The sequence below is a fragment of the Vibrio injensis genome, assembly GCF_001895205.1.
GTDB lineage: Bacteria > Pseudomonadota > Gammaproteobacteria > Enterobacterales > Vibrionaceae > Vibrio > Vibrio injensis.
Genome location: NZ_BDJF01000027.1, coordinates 513,343 through 528,751 on the forward strand (window position 1 = coordinate 513,343; position 15,409 = coordinate 528,751).

Below are 15,409 nucleotides of genomic sequence, written 5' to 3' on the forward strand. Positions count from 1 at the left end.
ATCAATGAACGGCCATTGCCCTAATCAATAGCTAACAATCCCCCCAAGTGGTTTCATTACAGCTTGGGGGGATTATTTTGTAAGTAGTTCACCATCGCCAGTGGTTGCTGAGGCTTGGAAAAATAGTAACCTTGGATTGCATCACAACCCATTTCATATAATTTGGTTAACTCGTGTTGGTTCTCTATTCCTTCAGCAATTAAGTCAACATTCAACTGTTTCGCGAGTTGAATGATTAAGCTAATCACATGCTCCGAGGTTTTATTTAATAACAAGTTACGGATAAACGTGGCATCAATTTTTATGCAGTCAATTGGATAGCTATGAATGTAGTTTAAACTCGAATAGCCAGTGCCAAAATCATCCAGCGCAATTTTAAAACCTAGCGCTCTTAGTTGATGTAAACGCTCAGAGACTTGATCAGTTTGAGTCAGTAAGACGCTTTCAGTCATTTCAATAATGAACTCTGAAGGATGGAATCCATACTGTTGAATGATTAAGTTGAGATGATTTAAATAGTGAGAGGAACGAGCAAACTCATGGGCAGAGCAGTTGATACCTAAAGTGACTTTGTAGTTCAGCCCAGTTTCTAATACTCGTTTTGCTTGGCAAGCCAACTCGATAATTCGCTCACCAAGTTCAATTATTAACCCTGATTGTTCGGCTATCTCAATGAATTCTAAAGGAGAAATTGTACCGAGTTGTTTGTTTTTCCAGCGAGCCAAGACCTCAAAATAAGACCAGTGAGATTGATTGCGATAAACGATCGGTTGGATTTCGACATAGATTTCTGAGTGTTCAGTTAATGGGCTTTCAAGCTCTGCTCGTAACCCACTCACAATTTGGGTTCGGCGATAATAGTAATCATTTAAATGTGTGTCATAGCAACGAACTTGTTGTAGGCTGTGTTTTTTACAATCCATCAACGCCAGACTTGCATTGAGAATCAATTGATCCGCCGTCATGGGTGGTGCTGATTTTTTCGCAATGCCGATACTCAAACGAATTTTAATGTGGTGTTGAGTGTCTCGATAACCCTGATTCAATGTATCGATGATCAATTGACAAATTTTAAGTGGGTCATTGGAAAAAGTAATAAAAGCAAACTCATCTCCCGCTATTCGGAAAACTTGGTTCTGTTTATTGACATAGTGAAAGATAACATTAGCAACAAACTTAATTACTTGATCGCCGATGTAATGGCCGTATAGGTCATTAATCGATTTAAAATTATCAATATCCAGATAAGCGAGAGTGAATGATTGATAACTATTTTCCACTAAATATTCCAGTCGCTCAGATAAGTAATCACGGTTAAAAAGATTGGTTAGGTTGTCATGAGAAATTTCATAACTCAGTTGTTGGGCTAAGCTGTCAAAGCGCTGGTTTAGCCATTGATGGATAAGATGATGGCGAATAATACGGGCAACAACACAATGAAACTCAATTTCCGCCTCTAGTGCCGCTGGGAATTCATGAAAAGTCGATAGAAGCATGCCTAGTATATCGCCGTTATCAGCGTATATCGGAACACCGATATAGGTGATGACTGCGTCATGATAGAGCAAATGATTATCGTGAAATGGCCGATGATGTTGATCGTTATAAACCACATACGCCTGCTTGCATCTAATTAACTGCTCATAAAAGCTCCCTTTGAGTGAGTAATCGCAGGTAACAGGATGAGACGTTTTACCTGCGTAGCTCAATGTCCTACCTTTATAAAGCGATTTATCCACTTCTATCAAATAAGTCGCCCAAGAATTCGAGTTGGTATGTAATACATGGACTGAACGTTGATAAATATCTGATCTATCGAGTAAAAGGAGTTCATTTATGAGGTTAAGACTCGTTGCACTTTGAGTCAAAACGCTGGTTGCTACCATAGTTTTTTTCGCCTTTATATATCCTAATGATTACCGTGATTCCTCTTATTTTTAAATGAAAAAGCATTCACAGCATTTGATTGCAACTTATTAACTATGGATGAGGATCGGCTATTTTTCCACTGTTGCTAGCAAGGGAGCGATGACCTCATCGTCACGAATCAATAAGTAAAGAATGAACGATGGTGAGAAGCGGATTACGGCACTATATCGAACGACATTACCTAACCTTCGCATCTTGAAGTGACTTGGGTATAATCACCGGACTCAACTTATAGGAAATATCATGCAACAGAATCAATTTGAGGCTCTAGTAAAAAGCCTTTGTCAATGGTCAACGCTTCCACAAGTGCTTGACGCGCTCAAACAGTCTGATGATCAAGACATTGCTGATACGGCTGCGTCATTGACGGGTCAGTTTGCTCTTGCTGAGGTCGACGGAGAAGCGCGGATTTACCATGTTACGACAGAGATTGATGAGCAAGAGCAAGAGCAGGAGTTTGTGGAGCATGTGATGAATGAAGGCGACGAGGTAATCAAGTTTATCGCTTGGTTTTTTGATTCTCAGTTTTCAGTCAAACACAAAGAGACTTATCAAGCTGCAGGAAAAACCTATCAGCAGCCCAAATGCACTAGTTAGTAATTTTACAACATAAAAGTGTGATATATGCCTTGTTTTGGTTTAATGTTATGCTATCATAACCTTGTTCGGTAATTTAATTACATTTAGAGGTGGGTTATGGGTAACGATTTAGGTTCAGCCTACATTGGTCAACTTATCGCCAAGCAGATGATGCACGAAGCATTGTACGGTAAAGTAAAACCTAAGAAGAAATCTTTCATTAAAACAGTATGGAAGAAGCTCAGCAAATAATCTGAGTATAAAGAATATAAAAAAGCCCTGAGTGAATCAAACTCAGGGCTTTTGGCTATTTCTTCGCTAATGAAATAACGTTATTGAGCGGCTCATCTTGTAATGAACCGGTTTGAGGATGTTCAAGTAACCAAGTCTGCAGCGCGTCATAGCCTCCGATATATTGACCATCTAACCATATTTGCGGGACAGTCACTGGAGTTTTAGCACCAATGATGGCTTTAACTTCGGGGATCATTCGATAGAGAGCGGCGCTGTTTTTTACGACATCAAAATATTGAAAACGAATGCCAGCTTCTTGTAAGGCTAGCTTGGCTTTTTGACAATATGGACAAGAGGCTTTGCCATAAACAATATTGCCTTGTAAGGTCTCACGTTGTGCTGATTGCTCGATCACTGCTTGTACAAGAACCCCTCGATTGAGTGCTGCACCTTGGCTGATGATTTTACCTTCGACAATCACAATAGGAGCGTGCCAAGCACCGTATTTTAGTGGTTCCCACCAGTGACTAAGCCAATCTTTGCTTTGTAAATTAATTTCAATGCCTGCCAGTTCATTAGCAAAAGTATCTTCAAGAATATCCTGAGTTAGTGTGCATTCACCGCAGGGAATATTGACTTTAAACGGTCCAAATTGACCGGCCCACCGGTATAGGGTGATATTGATTGGTGTCGCCATAAGTAACCTCGACGGTAACAAGAGAAGTGAGTCATTGGCCTTATCTTTAAAAGTGGCTTAGCAATGACTCTTGGTAAGTATATAAGAATTTTTGTTAGTTTTGAGAGTTTATCGTCGGAAAGATAGAGCCCACCGATGGAGGATGCGTATTTAACAGGTTATGGGGGGAAGGGACTAGAGCGTGGCAATGAAAAGGGCCAAGCGGAGCTTGGCCAAAAAGGACAGTATGCAATGGAGTTTATGAAACATTAAAAATCGTAACGTAATCCAAAACGTAGAGTATCTTCACTCTGAGTCTCAACGCCATTAACGACAACATCGTCAAGATTGTTCAGTTTATAGGAGATGTAGCTACGTAAAGCAGAGTTGAATTGGTAATAAGCGGCAAGTTCGAAGAAATCGGCGCTATCTGTCTTGTTTCCAGAGATTTTATCTTCACTTTTGCCGTAAACGCCTTTCAACGTCATCTGCTTGTTTAACTTATAAGCGGCGGCAAGTTCTAGAGCATTAAATTCACTATTGGCTTTATCATCATTATCACCAAAAGAGTAAGTCGCTCCTAACGATAATGCATCAAGCTTATAGCCTACGCCGAGTAACCATTGATTTTGTTTACCTTTACCGACACCATTATCGCCAGCTGAGTAGGCTGCACCAAGGTCCAGTCCGATAGGTAAAGAATACAATCCAGAAATACCATATAAATCAGCATTATCTTTACTATTAGCGGCATAGGTTGCTTGCAGATTAAGTGCATCGAATTGACCACGATACGCAATCACACTGTCTGTTTTATCAGAGGCTGAGGTAATGTACTGTTGGATCCCTGAAAACTCGGTGGTATCGGTGAGATTAGAAATTTGTACCGCTGCCATGTCCTGTTTACCGAATGAAATATCACCGACATTGGTTGCAAAACCAGCATACATGTAGCGATTTTTAAACTCTGAGGTTCCGGTATTCTGTTCCGCTTCGTAAAAAGCAAATCCTCTTAGGTCATCGGCAACTTGAGTTGAGCCTCTTACATTCAGACGAGCACGCGTACTATCTTTCATCGTCCCATCTATTTCTGCGCCTTTATCACCGATAAAATCACCACGGAATTCAACGCGGCCACCAATTCTCAACTCCGTGCCATCAGCGCTATAAACGGTTGCGGCTAAAGATGATCCTGAGACCAATGCGGCGAGAATGGCGGTTGTCACTGCTGCTTGTTTCATTATTATTACCCTATTTAGTAAATTGAGCTTCATGCTCTATGGTTGGTTTGAGAGTAAGGTAGAACGTTTAAATGACGATTTGATTGCTCAAATGTGACGATTACATTTTGTTTTTATGGAAGAAAAAAGACTCGACCATGTTTTCATTTGCTTTTATTGCAGACGGGAAGTGAAGGCATTCATATGGTGTTTTTGATTTTTATCTTTCGATGAAAGCTTGGCGATTTTTTAAGATAGGTTACACTTTGTGCTCACTCATTATTCAAGGACGAGCGATGAACGCGATACGCTATGAACAACAATTGGTTTACCCATCAAAGATACTGTGTGTCGGGCGTAACTATGTAGAACACATCAAAGAGCTCAATAACTCGTTACCAGAGCAAATGGTGGTGTTTAATAAACCCAACAGCAGTATTGCAAAACAATTACATGCCTATCATCAAGAAACCTTGCACTACGAAGCGGAGATTTGTTTTCTTATTCGTAATGGCGATTACGCAGGTGTGGGACTTGGACTGGATTTAACCAAGCGAACTTTACAATCTCAGCTCAAGCAAAAGCAGCTACCTTGGGAGAGGGCAAAAGCGTTCGATGGCTCGGCTGTCTTTAGCCGTTTTATTGATTTAACCGGCATCGATATCGCTACTTTACAGTTAGAGCTATACATTAACTGTGTGCGAGTACAATGTGGTGGTGTTGCGCAGATGATTTTCTCTCCCGCGCAGATTTTAACGGACCTTCAATCTTATACTAGTTTGCTGGATAACGATGTGGTGATGACGGGAACGCCACAAGGGGTTGGTGAAGTGCATCGGGGTGATGTTTTTCTCGGCCGTTTAAAATCTGCCGACCAAACTTTAATTGAAGTGGAATGGTTGGCTGAATAGCTTCCTCAATAGCAATGTCGCTGGCTTTAAGATAGAATTCGCGACTTTGTGCTGCTATTGAGCGATGATAATGATTGATATGACTATTTTACCGCTGTACCTCACCGCGGTAATTGCGTTGCTGTTAATACCGGGCCCTGACATGTTATTAATTGCCAGCTCAAGCTTGAGTTATGGGCGTAAAGTCGGCGTATTTGCTAGCTTAGGCAATGCGACCTCAGGCGTTATTTTAACCTTGCTCGCTGCCCTTGGTGTTTCGGCTATGGTGGCGATGAGCCCAATCGCCCTCACTGTGTTACAAGTGTTAGGTGCAGGCTATTTATTGAAAATGGGCGTTGATTGTCTGCGCAGTGGCGCGAGTGATGCTCCTCATCTTGCTCAAGGGAACGCACTAAGTAGTACTTTTTATCAACGAGCTTTGGTCAGTAACTTACTTAATCCTAAGGCATTGGTATTTTTTGTGATGTTTTTACCACAGTTTGTGTCGAGCAATGTCCCCGCAAGTTCCGGTGAACAAATGTTAATCTTGGGGATTGTACTCAATATCTGTGGGTTACTGTTTAATTTACTGCTGGTAGGTTTAGTCGGCTGGGGCGGACATGTCTTGCTTGAGAATGCCAAGTTTCGTTTATATCAGCACAAATTGATGGGTGGGATCTTTTTCTTACTCGCCTTATGGATGTTGAGTGATCTACTGCTTAGTTTTATGCCAAGCTGACAGCCAATCACACGGCATTATTTTAATGCACCCTCGCTGAATTGAGCATCAAGCGAGGGTATCTGCTGTTACACTAAACTACTTTGATGCTCGCTGATCAGCAATGCCATTTGTTCTTCGGTGCGTTGTTCTGCATCAGCAAAACTTTCCTCTGCGCTAAACGTTCCAACCACTTCATAGTAGCATTTGAGTTTAGGCTCGGTGCCTGACGGACGAACAATCACTCTTGCGTCATCTTGTAAATGATAAATCAGAACATCACTACTTGGCCAAGTGAGCGGCTCTGTCGTGCCGTCTTGATGATAACGAACGGCGAGTTTTAAATCATCGCAGCTGATCACAGCACGACCGGCAATGGTATGGGGAGGGTTCGCTCGTAGATGATCACCTATGGGTGGCGTATCTGGCGCGAGAGCAATACTGCGCTGCGCAGTAATGTATAAACCGTGTTGACGATATAACGTCTCTAATTGATCCCAAATAGTTTTACCTTGGCTATACAGTTCTGCCGCGAGTTGGGCAAAGGCCACCATAGCGGACAAGCCATCTTTATCCCAAACGCTATTACCGACGGTGTAACCTAAGGCTTCTTCATAAGCAAACAAGAATGGATGCTGCTCTGATTGCTTCGCCATTGCCACATTAGTTAACCATTTAAAACCTGTCAGTGTTTGGTAATAAACCGCGCCATGAACGGCAGCAATTTTACTGAGTAGGCTAGAAGAGACGATGGTATTTCCGACTAATGGGGCTTGATGCGCGGTATGACGGAGCAGGTAATCGCCGAGTAATGCACCGACTTGATCGCCCGTCAGCATTTGATATCCGCCTTCAGGTTTCGCCACGGCAACCGCGAAACGGTCGGCATCGGGATCATTGGCGCAGGCAAGCTCGGCATTCACCGATTCGGCTAAGGCTATGACTCTGTCCATAGCGCCGGCTTCTTCGGGGTTAGGGAAGTTAACCGTCGGGAAGCTACCATCGGGTTCGCGTTGCTCTTTGACACTCAGTACCTTATTAAATCCGGCGTCAGCGAGCAGGGTTTCTGCCATTTCGGCACCGACGCCGTGCATGGCGGTATAAGCGATGGTCACACTAGACGGATCGGTGTGATGCTGCAGCAATGGACTGGCGTTAATGGTTTGCCGATAGGTTTGATAATAATCATCTTGCAGCCAAACCAATAACCCTTGCTGTTGAGCTGTATCGAGATCCAGTGTTGGCACCGCTTGCGTTGCCGCTAAATCAATTTGACTGGCAATGCCTGAGTCATGGGGAGCAATGATCTGCGCGCCATTTTCCCAATAGACTTTAAAACCGTTGTATTCTGGCGGATTGTGGCTAGCAGTAACGACCACTGCGGCGGCGGCTTGTAAATGTTTGACCCCAAATGCCACTACCGGAGTAGGCGCTACTTTATAGGTAAGATAGACCTTAATGCCTAAAGCGGTCAGTACCGAGGCGGTATCTTGAGCAAATTGCTGTGAATCTGGGCGGCCATCATAGCCAATGACGACGCCTCGTTGTTTGGCATTGTCGACTTGCTGGATCAGATAATGACCCAATCCGACCGCGGTTTCTTGAATCACTAGCCGATTCATGCGGTTAGGGCCGCATCCCACCTTACCGCGTAGGCCAGCGGTGCCAAATTCTAAGCGAGATTTAAAGCGATCGGCAATTTCATCTTGCTGTTGGTTATCAATTAAAGTTTGTAATTCTTTACGGGTACGGAGGTCTGGATCTTTTGCTAACCAGAGCGTGACGTTATTGTTCATCGTGGTCACCTTTAATAGATAGTGTCAGTAGACATATTGTAAGTAATATTTATTCTCATTAATGGGCGCGCAATCGCTAAACGCGTTCTCTTCTTGCTATAGCAACGGATGTTCAGTCAACCCAGCAGCGTCAAGCAAAAAGGCCAGCCATCATTGGAGTCGATGTAAAAAGTATATTCAAGTCGTTTGAAGATGAACATGTTTAATGGTGTAAACTTTAAGTTACACCCTGTTATTTTTGTATTGAATGCTGAGTGGTTGAAAATTGATAAAAATAGTGCTTGCGATTGCTTGGTGAAGTGGTTAAGTTACTTACAAAGCATAACCGAGCAGTGATGGGAACTCCTGCAGTAATCAGTAATAGGAAGAAGTAAGCGATGTATCAAACCGATGATGTCAATATAAAACGTATCAAACAATTGCTGCCTCCAGTGGCCGTATTAGAGAAATTTCCTGCCAGTGAAGCTGCTTCTTCAACCACATTTCAAGCCCGTGAAGCGATACATAACATTTTACATGACCAAGATGATCGTTTGTTGGTGGTCATTGGCCCTTGTTCTATTCATGACCCTAAAGCCGCGATTGAGTATGGCCAGCGCTTGAAAGCCTTGCGTGATGAATTAAGCGGTCATCTTGAAGTGGTGATGCGGGTATATTTTGAAAAACCGCGTACCACAGTGGGCTGGAAAGGACTGATTAACGACCCGTATCTTGATGATTCCTATAAAATTAATGACGGTTTGCGTATTGGTCGTAAGTTGTTATTGGATTTAACCGATATGGGAATGCCAACCGCCAGTGAGTTTTTGGATATGATCACGCCGCAGTACGTCGCGGATTTGATCAGCTGGGGAGCCATTGGCGCTCGCACAACCGAGTCTCAAGTACATCGCGAGTTGTCTTCGGGACTTTCATGCCCAGTGGGATTTAAAAATGGTACTGATGGCAATATTAAAATTGCCACCGATGCGATTCGTTCTGCCAGTGCTTCACACCACTTTTTATCGGTGACTAAATTTGGTCATTCGGCGATTGTAGAGACGGCGGGTAACCCTGATTGCCATATTATTCTACGTGGCGGCAAAGAGCCTAACTACAGTGCTGAGCATGTTGCGGCGATTAAACAAGAGCTAGAAGTCTCCGGTTTAAAACAGAAAGTGATGATTGACTTTAGCCATGCCAATAGCTCTAAGCAGTATCAGCGACAAATGGTGGTGGCAGATGACGTTTGTGCGCAGCTGCGCGCTGGTGAACACGCTATCTTTGGGGTGATGATTGAGTCCCATTTAGTGGCAGGTCGTCAGGACTTAGTGGATGGTCAAGCACCGACTTATGGACAGTCGATTACCGATGCATGTATCGGTTGGGATGATACTGAAAAAGTATTACGTCAGCTCGCGCAAGCGGTTGAGGCGCGTCGTAACCTGTAAGGGATTTTGTTTCTGGTCGATAAAAAATAGGCGCTGAATCAGCGCCTATTTTATGGCGTCAACTTAATTATTTGGCCTTGATACTTCATCTAACAAATACAAAATAGATTGATAAGGGATCCCACTATGATGGGATAAGCCGATTTCACAAGTCCGACTATTACTAAAACCACGTTGGCAGTTGGCGGGTACTTGTTGTTTCAGCGATTGTACGGCAGCTTGGTTGAGCTCTGGCGTGGTAAAGCCCTTATCACCAGCAAAACCGCAGCATTGAATATGCTCAGGAACAATCACGTCTGATACGCAAGCTTGCGCGACCGCTAACATGGTCTTCTCAAGCGCCATTTTTCGTGAGCTACAGGTGATGTGCAGCATGACTGTTTCTTGTTTTGGAGTAATGCTTAAATGCTCTAAAACATACTGACTGATAAAGCCTGCCGGTTCAAAAATCTGCATTGGCTGGGTAAAGTGATCCATACTGCGTTTGGCACATGGGCTGGTATCGATGAGTACTGGATAGCGGCCCTGTTCACTGGCTTGCCACAATGCTTGTTCTAACTGCTGCGCTTTTTGAGTGGCAATATCAAACATCCCTTTACTGTCATAAGGCATACCACAGCATTGAGAAGAGACATCGTTTGGGATAATGGCCTCAAAGCCGGCTTTGTTGAGCAGGGATAAAGTCACTTCGGTCAGTGGCCGTGGATCAAGGGCGTTTTTGCCTTGCGCCATCGTCCGGCTGGCGCAAGAGGGCAGGTAGACGACTTTTTTCTCGCGTCGTGGCAAATTCGCCGCTTGTTTTGCCAGTGGATAGCGATTGGCGCGAGGCAGCTCTACCATCCATAAGGGTGTTTTGCCTTTGCTGAATTTGCGTAAGCTTTGGCTCAGTTGACTGATTCGCGCTTCTCCGCAGACGTTAGTTGCCAGTTGATTGACTTTAAGACCCGTTGTCACCAGTGCGGTGGTGGTGGAAAAATGGTCGGCTGTCCAGCGCGCAATCGGAGTAAATTTGGCGTATTTTGCCTGGCGTAATTGTTTAATTAAATCGCCCGTGTTGATACCCACTGGACAGCGCTCGGCGCATAAACCAGTGGCGGCGCAAGTATCAATACCTTGATATTGGAATACACGATTCATTTCATCGCTGGCAATCTCTTCTCCCGCTCGCTGACGACGTTGTAATTCACGATACAGCACAATTCGCTGGCGAGGAGATAAGGTCAAGGTGCGTGATGGACAAACGGGTTCACAAAAACCACATTCAATGCAGCGATCAACCAAAGGATCGGCGGCGGGCATCGGCTTAAGGTGTTGTAGATGCGCTTGAGGATCGGCGTTGATGATGACGCCAGGATTGAGCAGTCCTTGTGGATCAAACAGACTTTTGATGCGCTGCATAAGAGCGTAGCCTTCTTTGCCCCATTCTAGCTCGACATAAGGAGCCATATTGCGCCCCGTACCATGTTCCGCTTTTAACGAACCTTGATACTTGACCGCGACCAATTCCGCAACCGCATCCATAAATGCGCCGTAGCGGTCTATTTCAGCTTGCTGTTCAAAACCTTGTGTGAAGACAAAGTGCAAGTTGCCTTCTAAGGCATGACCAAAAATGATCGCTTCATGATAGTGATACTGATCGAATAGGGTTTGCAGTTCACGTACCCCAGCGGCGAGTTTTTCAACCGGAAAGGCGACGTCTTCGATGATCACCGTCGTGCCGACCTCACGGACGGCGCCGACAGCTGGAAACATACCTTTACGAATGCCCCATAAGGTGGCAACAGTTTGGCTGTCACGAGTAAACGGCACCGATTGAATGATCTGATAATCGCTGAGGCTATCCATAATGGCTTGGCACTGACTATCGAGTTCGACTTGTTGACTGGCGTGCGATTCCACCAATAGAGCGCAGGCTTCGATATCGAGTTCGGCAATAAAGTCTGGCATGCCAGGTTTATCAGCAACAGAACGGAGCGCGCGACCATCCATGAGTTCCACCGCAGCAACTGGCGTACTGGACAAGGTGGTTACCGCTTGGCAGGCTTGTTCAATAGTGGCAAAAACCAAGAGCGCTGAGGCTTTGTAGCGATGTTCAACTACGGTGTTATAGGTAATATCAGCGATAAAGCCGAGTGTGCCTTCTGAGCCGATTAACAGATGTTCGATGATGTCGATCGGATCATGATAGTCAATGAGCGCATTAAGTGCATAACCGGTGGTATTTTTTAAGCGATATTTGTGACGAATTTGTTCAGTGAGCTGAGTATTGGCGCGAGTGTGCGCGGCTAACGTTTCAATGCCCGCGAGCAAGTCTGCTTTGCGGCGTTTGAAGTCAGCAATACTTTGCTCATCTCGGGTATCAAGCACGACGCCGTCAGCAAAAACGATGGTCATGCTATCAACGGTACGATACGAGTTGTGCGCGGTACCGCAACACATGCCACTCGCATTATTAGCGGCGATACCGCCAATTTTACAAGTATTGATTGAAGCGGGATCAGGACCAATTTTACGTTGGTAAGGGGCAAGGTATTTATTGGCGTCCGCGCCGATAACCCCCGGTTGTAGCCGAATTTTATGGCCGTCATCAAGAATTTGATGCTCACGCCAATCATCAGTTAAGGTGATCAAGACAGAATCAGACACCGCCTGACCAGATAAGCTGGTGCCAGCGGCGCGAAAAGTAAAATGAATGCCCAGCTCAGAGCAACACTGAATCGTAAATATCACTTCATCAAGAGACTGTAAACGTAAGACGATTTTAGGCACTAAGCGATAAAAACTGGCGTCAGTACCATAGGCCAAACGTTGCGCTGGCTGAGTGATGATGCGCTCACTAGCAACGCGGGTTGCCAGTTGAGTGATCAGCTGCTGATAGTGTGAGGGTAACTCACTCATGTTGAACTCCTGTTTTCACCACGGATTAACGATTCACCAAAGAATCACGGGAGAGATCTTGCACCCGTTTAGCACCGGTTAAGGTCATTGCAACGCGCATCTCTTTATCAAATAAATCCAGTAAATGTTCAACACCGGCTTGACCTTGCGCCGCTAGTGCATAGACAAAAGCTCGACCCAGTAAGGTGCAGTCTGCACCTAAGGCAAGCATTCTGACCACATCCAATCCGCTACGAATGCCAGAATCGACAAGAATTTTTAACTCGCCTTTTACTGCATCAGCAATCTTAGGTAATGCCTGTGCGGTGGACAGTACGCCATCTAACTGACGTCCACCGTGGTTAGAGACCACAATGCCATCAGCGCCGAAGCGTACCGCATCTTTGGCATCTTCGACGTCTAAAATGCCTTTGATCACCATCGGGCCATCCCAGAAATCACGGATCCATTCGAGATCTTGCCAACTGATTGACGGGTCGAAATTATTCCCCAGCCAGCCAATATAATCTTCGAGTTTAGTCGGCGTCCCGCGATAGGTCGAAATATTGCCCAGATCGTGCGGTTTACCCAATAAGCCCACATCCCATGCCCAGCGAGGATGTGTCATCGCTTGCAGAATGCGTCGGCTTGCGGCATTGGGACCGCTCATTCCAGAGTGCATATCACGATAACGCGCACCGGGAACCGGCATATCGACCGTAAACACTAAAGTTGTCACGCCTGCCGCCTTGGCGCGCTCTAACACGTTTTTCATAAAGCCGCGATCTTTCAATACATAAAGCTGAAACCACATTGGACGAGTCAAGGTGGCGGTGACTTCTTCAATCGGACAGACCGACACCGTCGATAGGGTAAAGGGAATGCCTTTATTGGCGGCAGCGTGCGCGGCTTGCACTTCACCACGTCGAGCGTACATGCCGGTTAAGCCCACCGGAGCTAAGGCGATAGGCATGGCCAGCGATTCGCCAAACAATTCGGTCTCAAGGCTTAATTCAGACATGTCATTGAGCACCCGTTGGCGTAGGGCGATATCGGCTAAATCGGTAGTATTGCGACGTAGGGTGTCTTCGCGATACGATCCGCCATCAATATAGTGAAACAGAAAAGGCGGTAACTTCGCTTGAGCGGCTGCGCGAAAATCAGTCGAGGCAGAGATGATCATGGTTTGTATCCTTATAACAACGGGATCATGGATAACCTAATGAGTAAGTCGCGGTAGCGAGGGTTGTCTGTTCGCTACCGCGGTCAATATTAACAGCAGGATCGGTTGCTCATGAGTGTTCGGCTAGCATCAACACATCACTAACATTAAACCCATAAACAACCACCATGCCGATAATGGCGGTGGCAATCAGATAATACGCCGTCGGGATGATAGTTTTACGTAAGGTAGCTCCTTCACGACCCAGTAAACCGACTGTTGCTGAGGCAGCGACGACGTTATGAATCGCCACCATATTACCGGCCGCCGCGCCCACGGCTTGCAGGGCAACCACCACGACCGTAGAGATATTCAGTGTCTGCGCCACTTCAAATTGAAACTGGCTAAACATCATGTTAGACACCGTATTCGAGCCAGCAATGAAAGCACCTAAAGCACCCACGGTGGCACTAAGCGCAGGAAAGGCTTGCCCAACCAGACCTGCGGCAAAATTGGCGGTAGTCACAGGCATGCTGGCCAGATCTGCGCCATTAATACCGGAGTTGATAAAAATTCGTACCATAGGAATAGTAAAGACCAACACAAAACCAGCCCCCACTAACGTTTTACTGGATTCGCCAACGGCTTTTAATAGCGGAGCAGGGCTACGAGACTGTAGTAACACGGCCAAGATCGCGACAAAGACTAAGATGCCACCGGGCAGATAGAGCGGGTCAATCGATGTGCTGACTCCCATTTCACCAAGAATGTTATTAAAGCTCAGTTGTACACTCAGTAACATGGCTTTAAATTCACTGCTGACCCGGCTAGCAACCAGAATGACCGCTAACAACACATAAGGAGTCCACGCGAGAGCCAGCCCCATTGGTTTGGCTTTCATTTCATCAAGGTTCATTTTTAATGAGCCAAGCCATTCACTCGGCCACTCTGTTTCTGGTGCAAAATCCCATGTGGTTTTCGGTACTAAAAAGCCCTTTTTCGCAGCGGTGACCACAACGGCTAAACTGACTAATCCACCGATCAGTGAAGGGAATTCAGCGCCTAAGAAGATTCCCGTTAGCGCATAAGGCAGCGTAAAGGCCAAACCGGCAAACAGAGCAAAAGGTAAGATATCTAACCCTTCGGTCCAACTACGGTTTTTACCGAAAAATCGCGTCAGCATCATCGCCATCAGCACCGGCATCAAGATACCAACAACTGCATGAGTGAGTGCAACGCCTGCTGTGATTTGCTGTAAGTAGGCGTCCCAGTTGGAACCATTAGCCACTAAAGTTTCGCTAATATTATGTGTATCTAGTCCTCGGTTAACACCAACAATGATCGGCGTTCCCACCGCTCCGAATGATACTGGCGTTGATTGAATCATCATGCCCATTAACACCGCGGCTAAAGCAGGAAAACCAATCGCAACCAGTAAAGGGGCCGCAATGGCGGCTGGTGTACCAAAACCTGAAGCACCTTCGATGAAAGAACCAAAGCACCAAGCAATGATGATCGCTTGTATGCGACGATCGGGTGAAATGTCGGTGAAACCATTACGGATGGTAGTAATCGCTCCGGTATGTTTCAGTGTATTGAGTAGTAATATCGCGCCAAAGACGATCCATAATACGGAAACAGTAATGCCGAGCCCTTGCAAGGTTGAAGCAAGGACGCGAGTTATCGACATATTCCAAAAGATCAAAGCGATAGCAACCGTTAAGGCAAATGCCACCGGCATGGCTTTTTTGGCTGGCCAATTTAATCCGACCAGCAATACGGCTGCGACAACAATGGGTGAAAACGCAATCAGCGCCAGTAGGGTGTCACTCATGAAAGACTTCCTCGTCCTTGAACTCTCCATTCATAATGATGACTTAATACGTGCAGTAGGGTAC

General features: G+C 45.5%; 12 protein-coding genes. 5 read left to right on the forward strand and 7 right to left on the reverse strand.

Features of this window, described 5'->3' with window-relative positions; genetic code table 11:
- Nucleotides 1-56: 56 nt before the first annotated feature.
- A complete protein-coding gene (locus BSR11_RS14320) occupies nucleotides 57-1,886 on the reverse strand; it encodes a putative bifunctional diguanylate cyclase/phosphodiesterase (RefSeq protein ID WP_072671010.1) in 1,830 nt (609 codons plus the stop codon).
- Nucleotides 1,887-2,172: 286 nt separating this feature from the next.
- Between BSR11_RS14320 and BSR11_RS14325 the strand changes: the two genes are divergently transcribed.
- Together BSR11_RS14325 and BSR11_RS17535 are read left to right on the forward strand one after the other, a co-directional pair.
- Nucleotides 2,173-2,526 carry a hypothetical protein gene (locus BSR11_RS14325; RefSeq protein ID WP_072671011.1) on the forward strand — a complete coding sequence of 118 codons (354 nt, stop codon included), beginning with the start codon at nucleotides 2,173-2,175 and terminating at the stop codon, nucleotides 2,524-2,526.
- Between the two features lie 99 nt (nucleotides 2,527-2,625).
- Entirely contained in the window at nucleotides 2,626-2,760 is a 135-nt protein-coding gene (locus BSR11_RS17535; RefSeq protein ID WP_258306848.1) for a hypothetical protein, read from the forward strand.
- A gap of 55 nt (nucleotides 2,761-2,815) precedes the next feature.
- On the opposite strand, the gene BSR11_RS14330 is transcribed toward BSR11_RS17535, so the two are convergent.
- On the reverse strand, nucleotides 2,816-3,439 hold the full coding sequence (locus BSR11_RS14330) for a glutaredoxin (protein ID WP_072671012.1): 624 nt from the start codon (nucleotides 3,437-3,439) through the stop codon (nucleotides 2,816-2,818).
- A gap of 248 nt (nucleotides 3,440-3,687) precedes the next feature.
- Complete coding sequence (locus BSR11_RS14335; RefSeq protein WP_072671013.1) at nucleotides 3,688-4,659, reverse strand: porin; 972 nt, start codon at nucleotides 4,657-4,659, stop codon at nucleotides 3,688-3,690.
- Between the two features lie 275 nt (nucleotides 4,660-4,934).
- Between BSR11_RS14335 and BSR11_RS14340 the strand changes: the two genes are divergently transcribed.
- Together BSR11_RS14340 and BSR11_RS14345 are read left to right on the forward strand one after the other, a co-directional pair.
- Nucleotides 4,935-5,549 (forward strand): fumarylacetoacetate hydrolase family protein, encoded by a 615-nt coding sequence (locus BSR11_RS14340; protein WP_072671014.1) that lies wholly within the window; start codon nucleotides 4,935-4,937, stop codon nucleotides 5,547-5,549.
- A 70-nt stretch (nucleotides 5,550-5,619) separates the two neighbouring features.
- A complete protein-coding gene (locus tag BSR11_RS14345) occupies nucleotides 5,620-6,267 on the forward strand; it encodes a LysE family translocator (RefSeq protein WP_072671015.1) in 648 nt (215 codons plus the stop codon).
- A 68-nt stretch (nucleotides 6,268-6,335) separates the two neighbouring features.
- Here the strand turns inward: BSR11_RS14345 and BSR11_RS14350 are convergent, their stop codons facing one another.
- A complete protein-coding gene (locus BSR11_RS14350) occupies nucleotides 6,336-8,042 on the reverse strand; it encodes a phospho-sugar mutase (RefSeq protein WP_072671016.1) in 1,707 nt (568 codons plus the stop codon).
- A gap of 377 nt (nucleotides 8,043-8,419) precedes the next feature.
- On the opposite strand from BSR11_RS14350, the gene aroG reads away from it, so the two are divergent.
- Complete coding sequence (aroG, locus tag BSR11_RS14355) at nucleotides 8,420-9,472, forward strand: 3-deoxy-7-phosphoheptulonate synthase AroG (RefSeq protein WP_072671017.1); 1,053 nt, start codon at nucleotides 8,420-8,422, stop codon at nucleotides 9,470-9,472.
- A gap of 63 nt (nucleotides 9,473-9,535) precedes the next feature.
- Here aroG and BSR11_RS14360 read toward each other — a convergent pair whose 3' ends face one another.
- From BSR11_RS14360 to BSR11_RS14370, 3 genes are all read right to left on the reverse strand, one after another.
- Nucleotides 9,536-12,370 carry an FAD-binding and (Fe-S)-binding domain-containing protein gene (locus BSR11_RS14360; protein WP_072671018.1) on the reverse strand — a complete coding sequence of 945 codons (2,835 nt, stop codon included), beginning with the start codon at nucleotides 12,368-12,370 and terminating at the stop codon, nucleotides 9,536-9,538.
- Between the two features lie 25 nt (nucleotides 12,371-12,395).
- Nucleotides 12,396-13,532, reverse strand: coding sequence for an FMN-dependent L-lactate dehydrogenase LldD (lldD, locus tag BSR11_RS14365; RefSeq protein ID WP_072671019.1), 1,137 nt, complete (start codon nucleotides 13,530-13,532; stop codon nucleotides 12,396-12,398).
- Nucleotides 13,533-13,641: 109 nt separating this feature from the next.
- Nucleotides 13,642-15,345, reverse strand: a complete 1,704-nt coding sequence (locus BSR11_RS14370; RefSeq protein ID WP_072671020.1) for an L-lactate permease — start codon at nucleotides 15,343-15,345, stop codon at nucleotides 13,642-13,644.
- Between the last annotated feature and the right edge of the window lie 64 nt (nucleotides 15,346-15,409).

Excerpts from the sequence above, each read along its gene's own strand:
- BSR11_RS14320 (WP_072671010.1), bottom strand. The coding sequence starts at position 1,886 with ATGGTAGCAACCAGCGTTTTGACTCAAAGTGCAACGAGTCTTAACCTC.
- BSR11_RS14325 (WP_072671011.1), top strand. The coding sequence starts at position 2,173 with ATGCAACAGAATCAATTTGAGGCTCTAGTAAAAAGCCTTTGTCAATGG.
- BSR11_RS17535 (WP_258306848.1), top strand. The coding sequence starts at position 2,626 with ATGGGTAACGATTTAGGTTCAGCCTACATTGGTCAACTTATCGCCAAG.
- BSR11_RS14330 (WP_072671012.1), bottom strand. The coding sequence starts at position 3,439 with ATGGCGACACCAATCAATATCACCCTATACCGGTGGGCCGGTCAATTT.
- BSR11_RS14335 (WP_072671013.1), bottom strand. The coding sequence starts at position 4,659 with ATGAAACAAGCAGCAGTGACAACCGCCATTCTCGCCGCATTGGTCTCA.
- BSR11_RS14340 (WP_072671014.1), top strand. The coding sequence starts at position 4,935 with ATGAACGCGATACGCTATGAACAACAATTGGTTTACCCATCAAAGATA.
- BSR11_RS14345 (WP_072671015.1), top strand. The coding sequence starts at position 5,620 with ATGATTGATATGACTATTTTACCGCTGTACCTCACCGCGGTAATTGCG.
- BSR11_RS14350 (WP_072671016.1), bottom strand. The coding sequence starts at position 8,042 with ATGAACAATAACGTCACGCTCTGGTTAGCAAAAGATCCAGACCTCCGT.
- aroG (WP_072671017.1), top strand. The coding sequence starts at position 8,420 with ATGTATCAAACCGATGATGTCAATATAAAACGTATCAAACAATTGCTG.
- BSR11_RS14360 (WP_072671018.1), bottom strand. The coding sequence starts at position 12,370 with ATGAGTGAGTTACCCTCACACTATCAGCAGCTGATCACTCAACTGGCA.
- lldD (WP_072671019.1), bottom strand. The coding sequence starts at position 13,532 with ATGATCATCTCTGCCTCGACTGATTTTCGCGCAGCCGCTCAAGCGAAG.
- BSR11_RS14370 (WP_072671020.1), bottom strand. The coding sequence starts at position 15,345 with ATGAGTGACACCCTACTGGCGCTGATTGCGTTTTCACCCATTGTTGTC.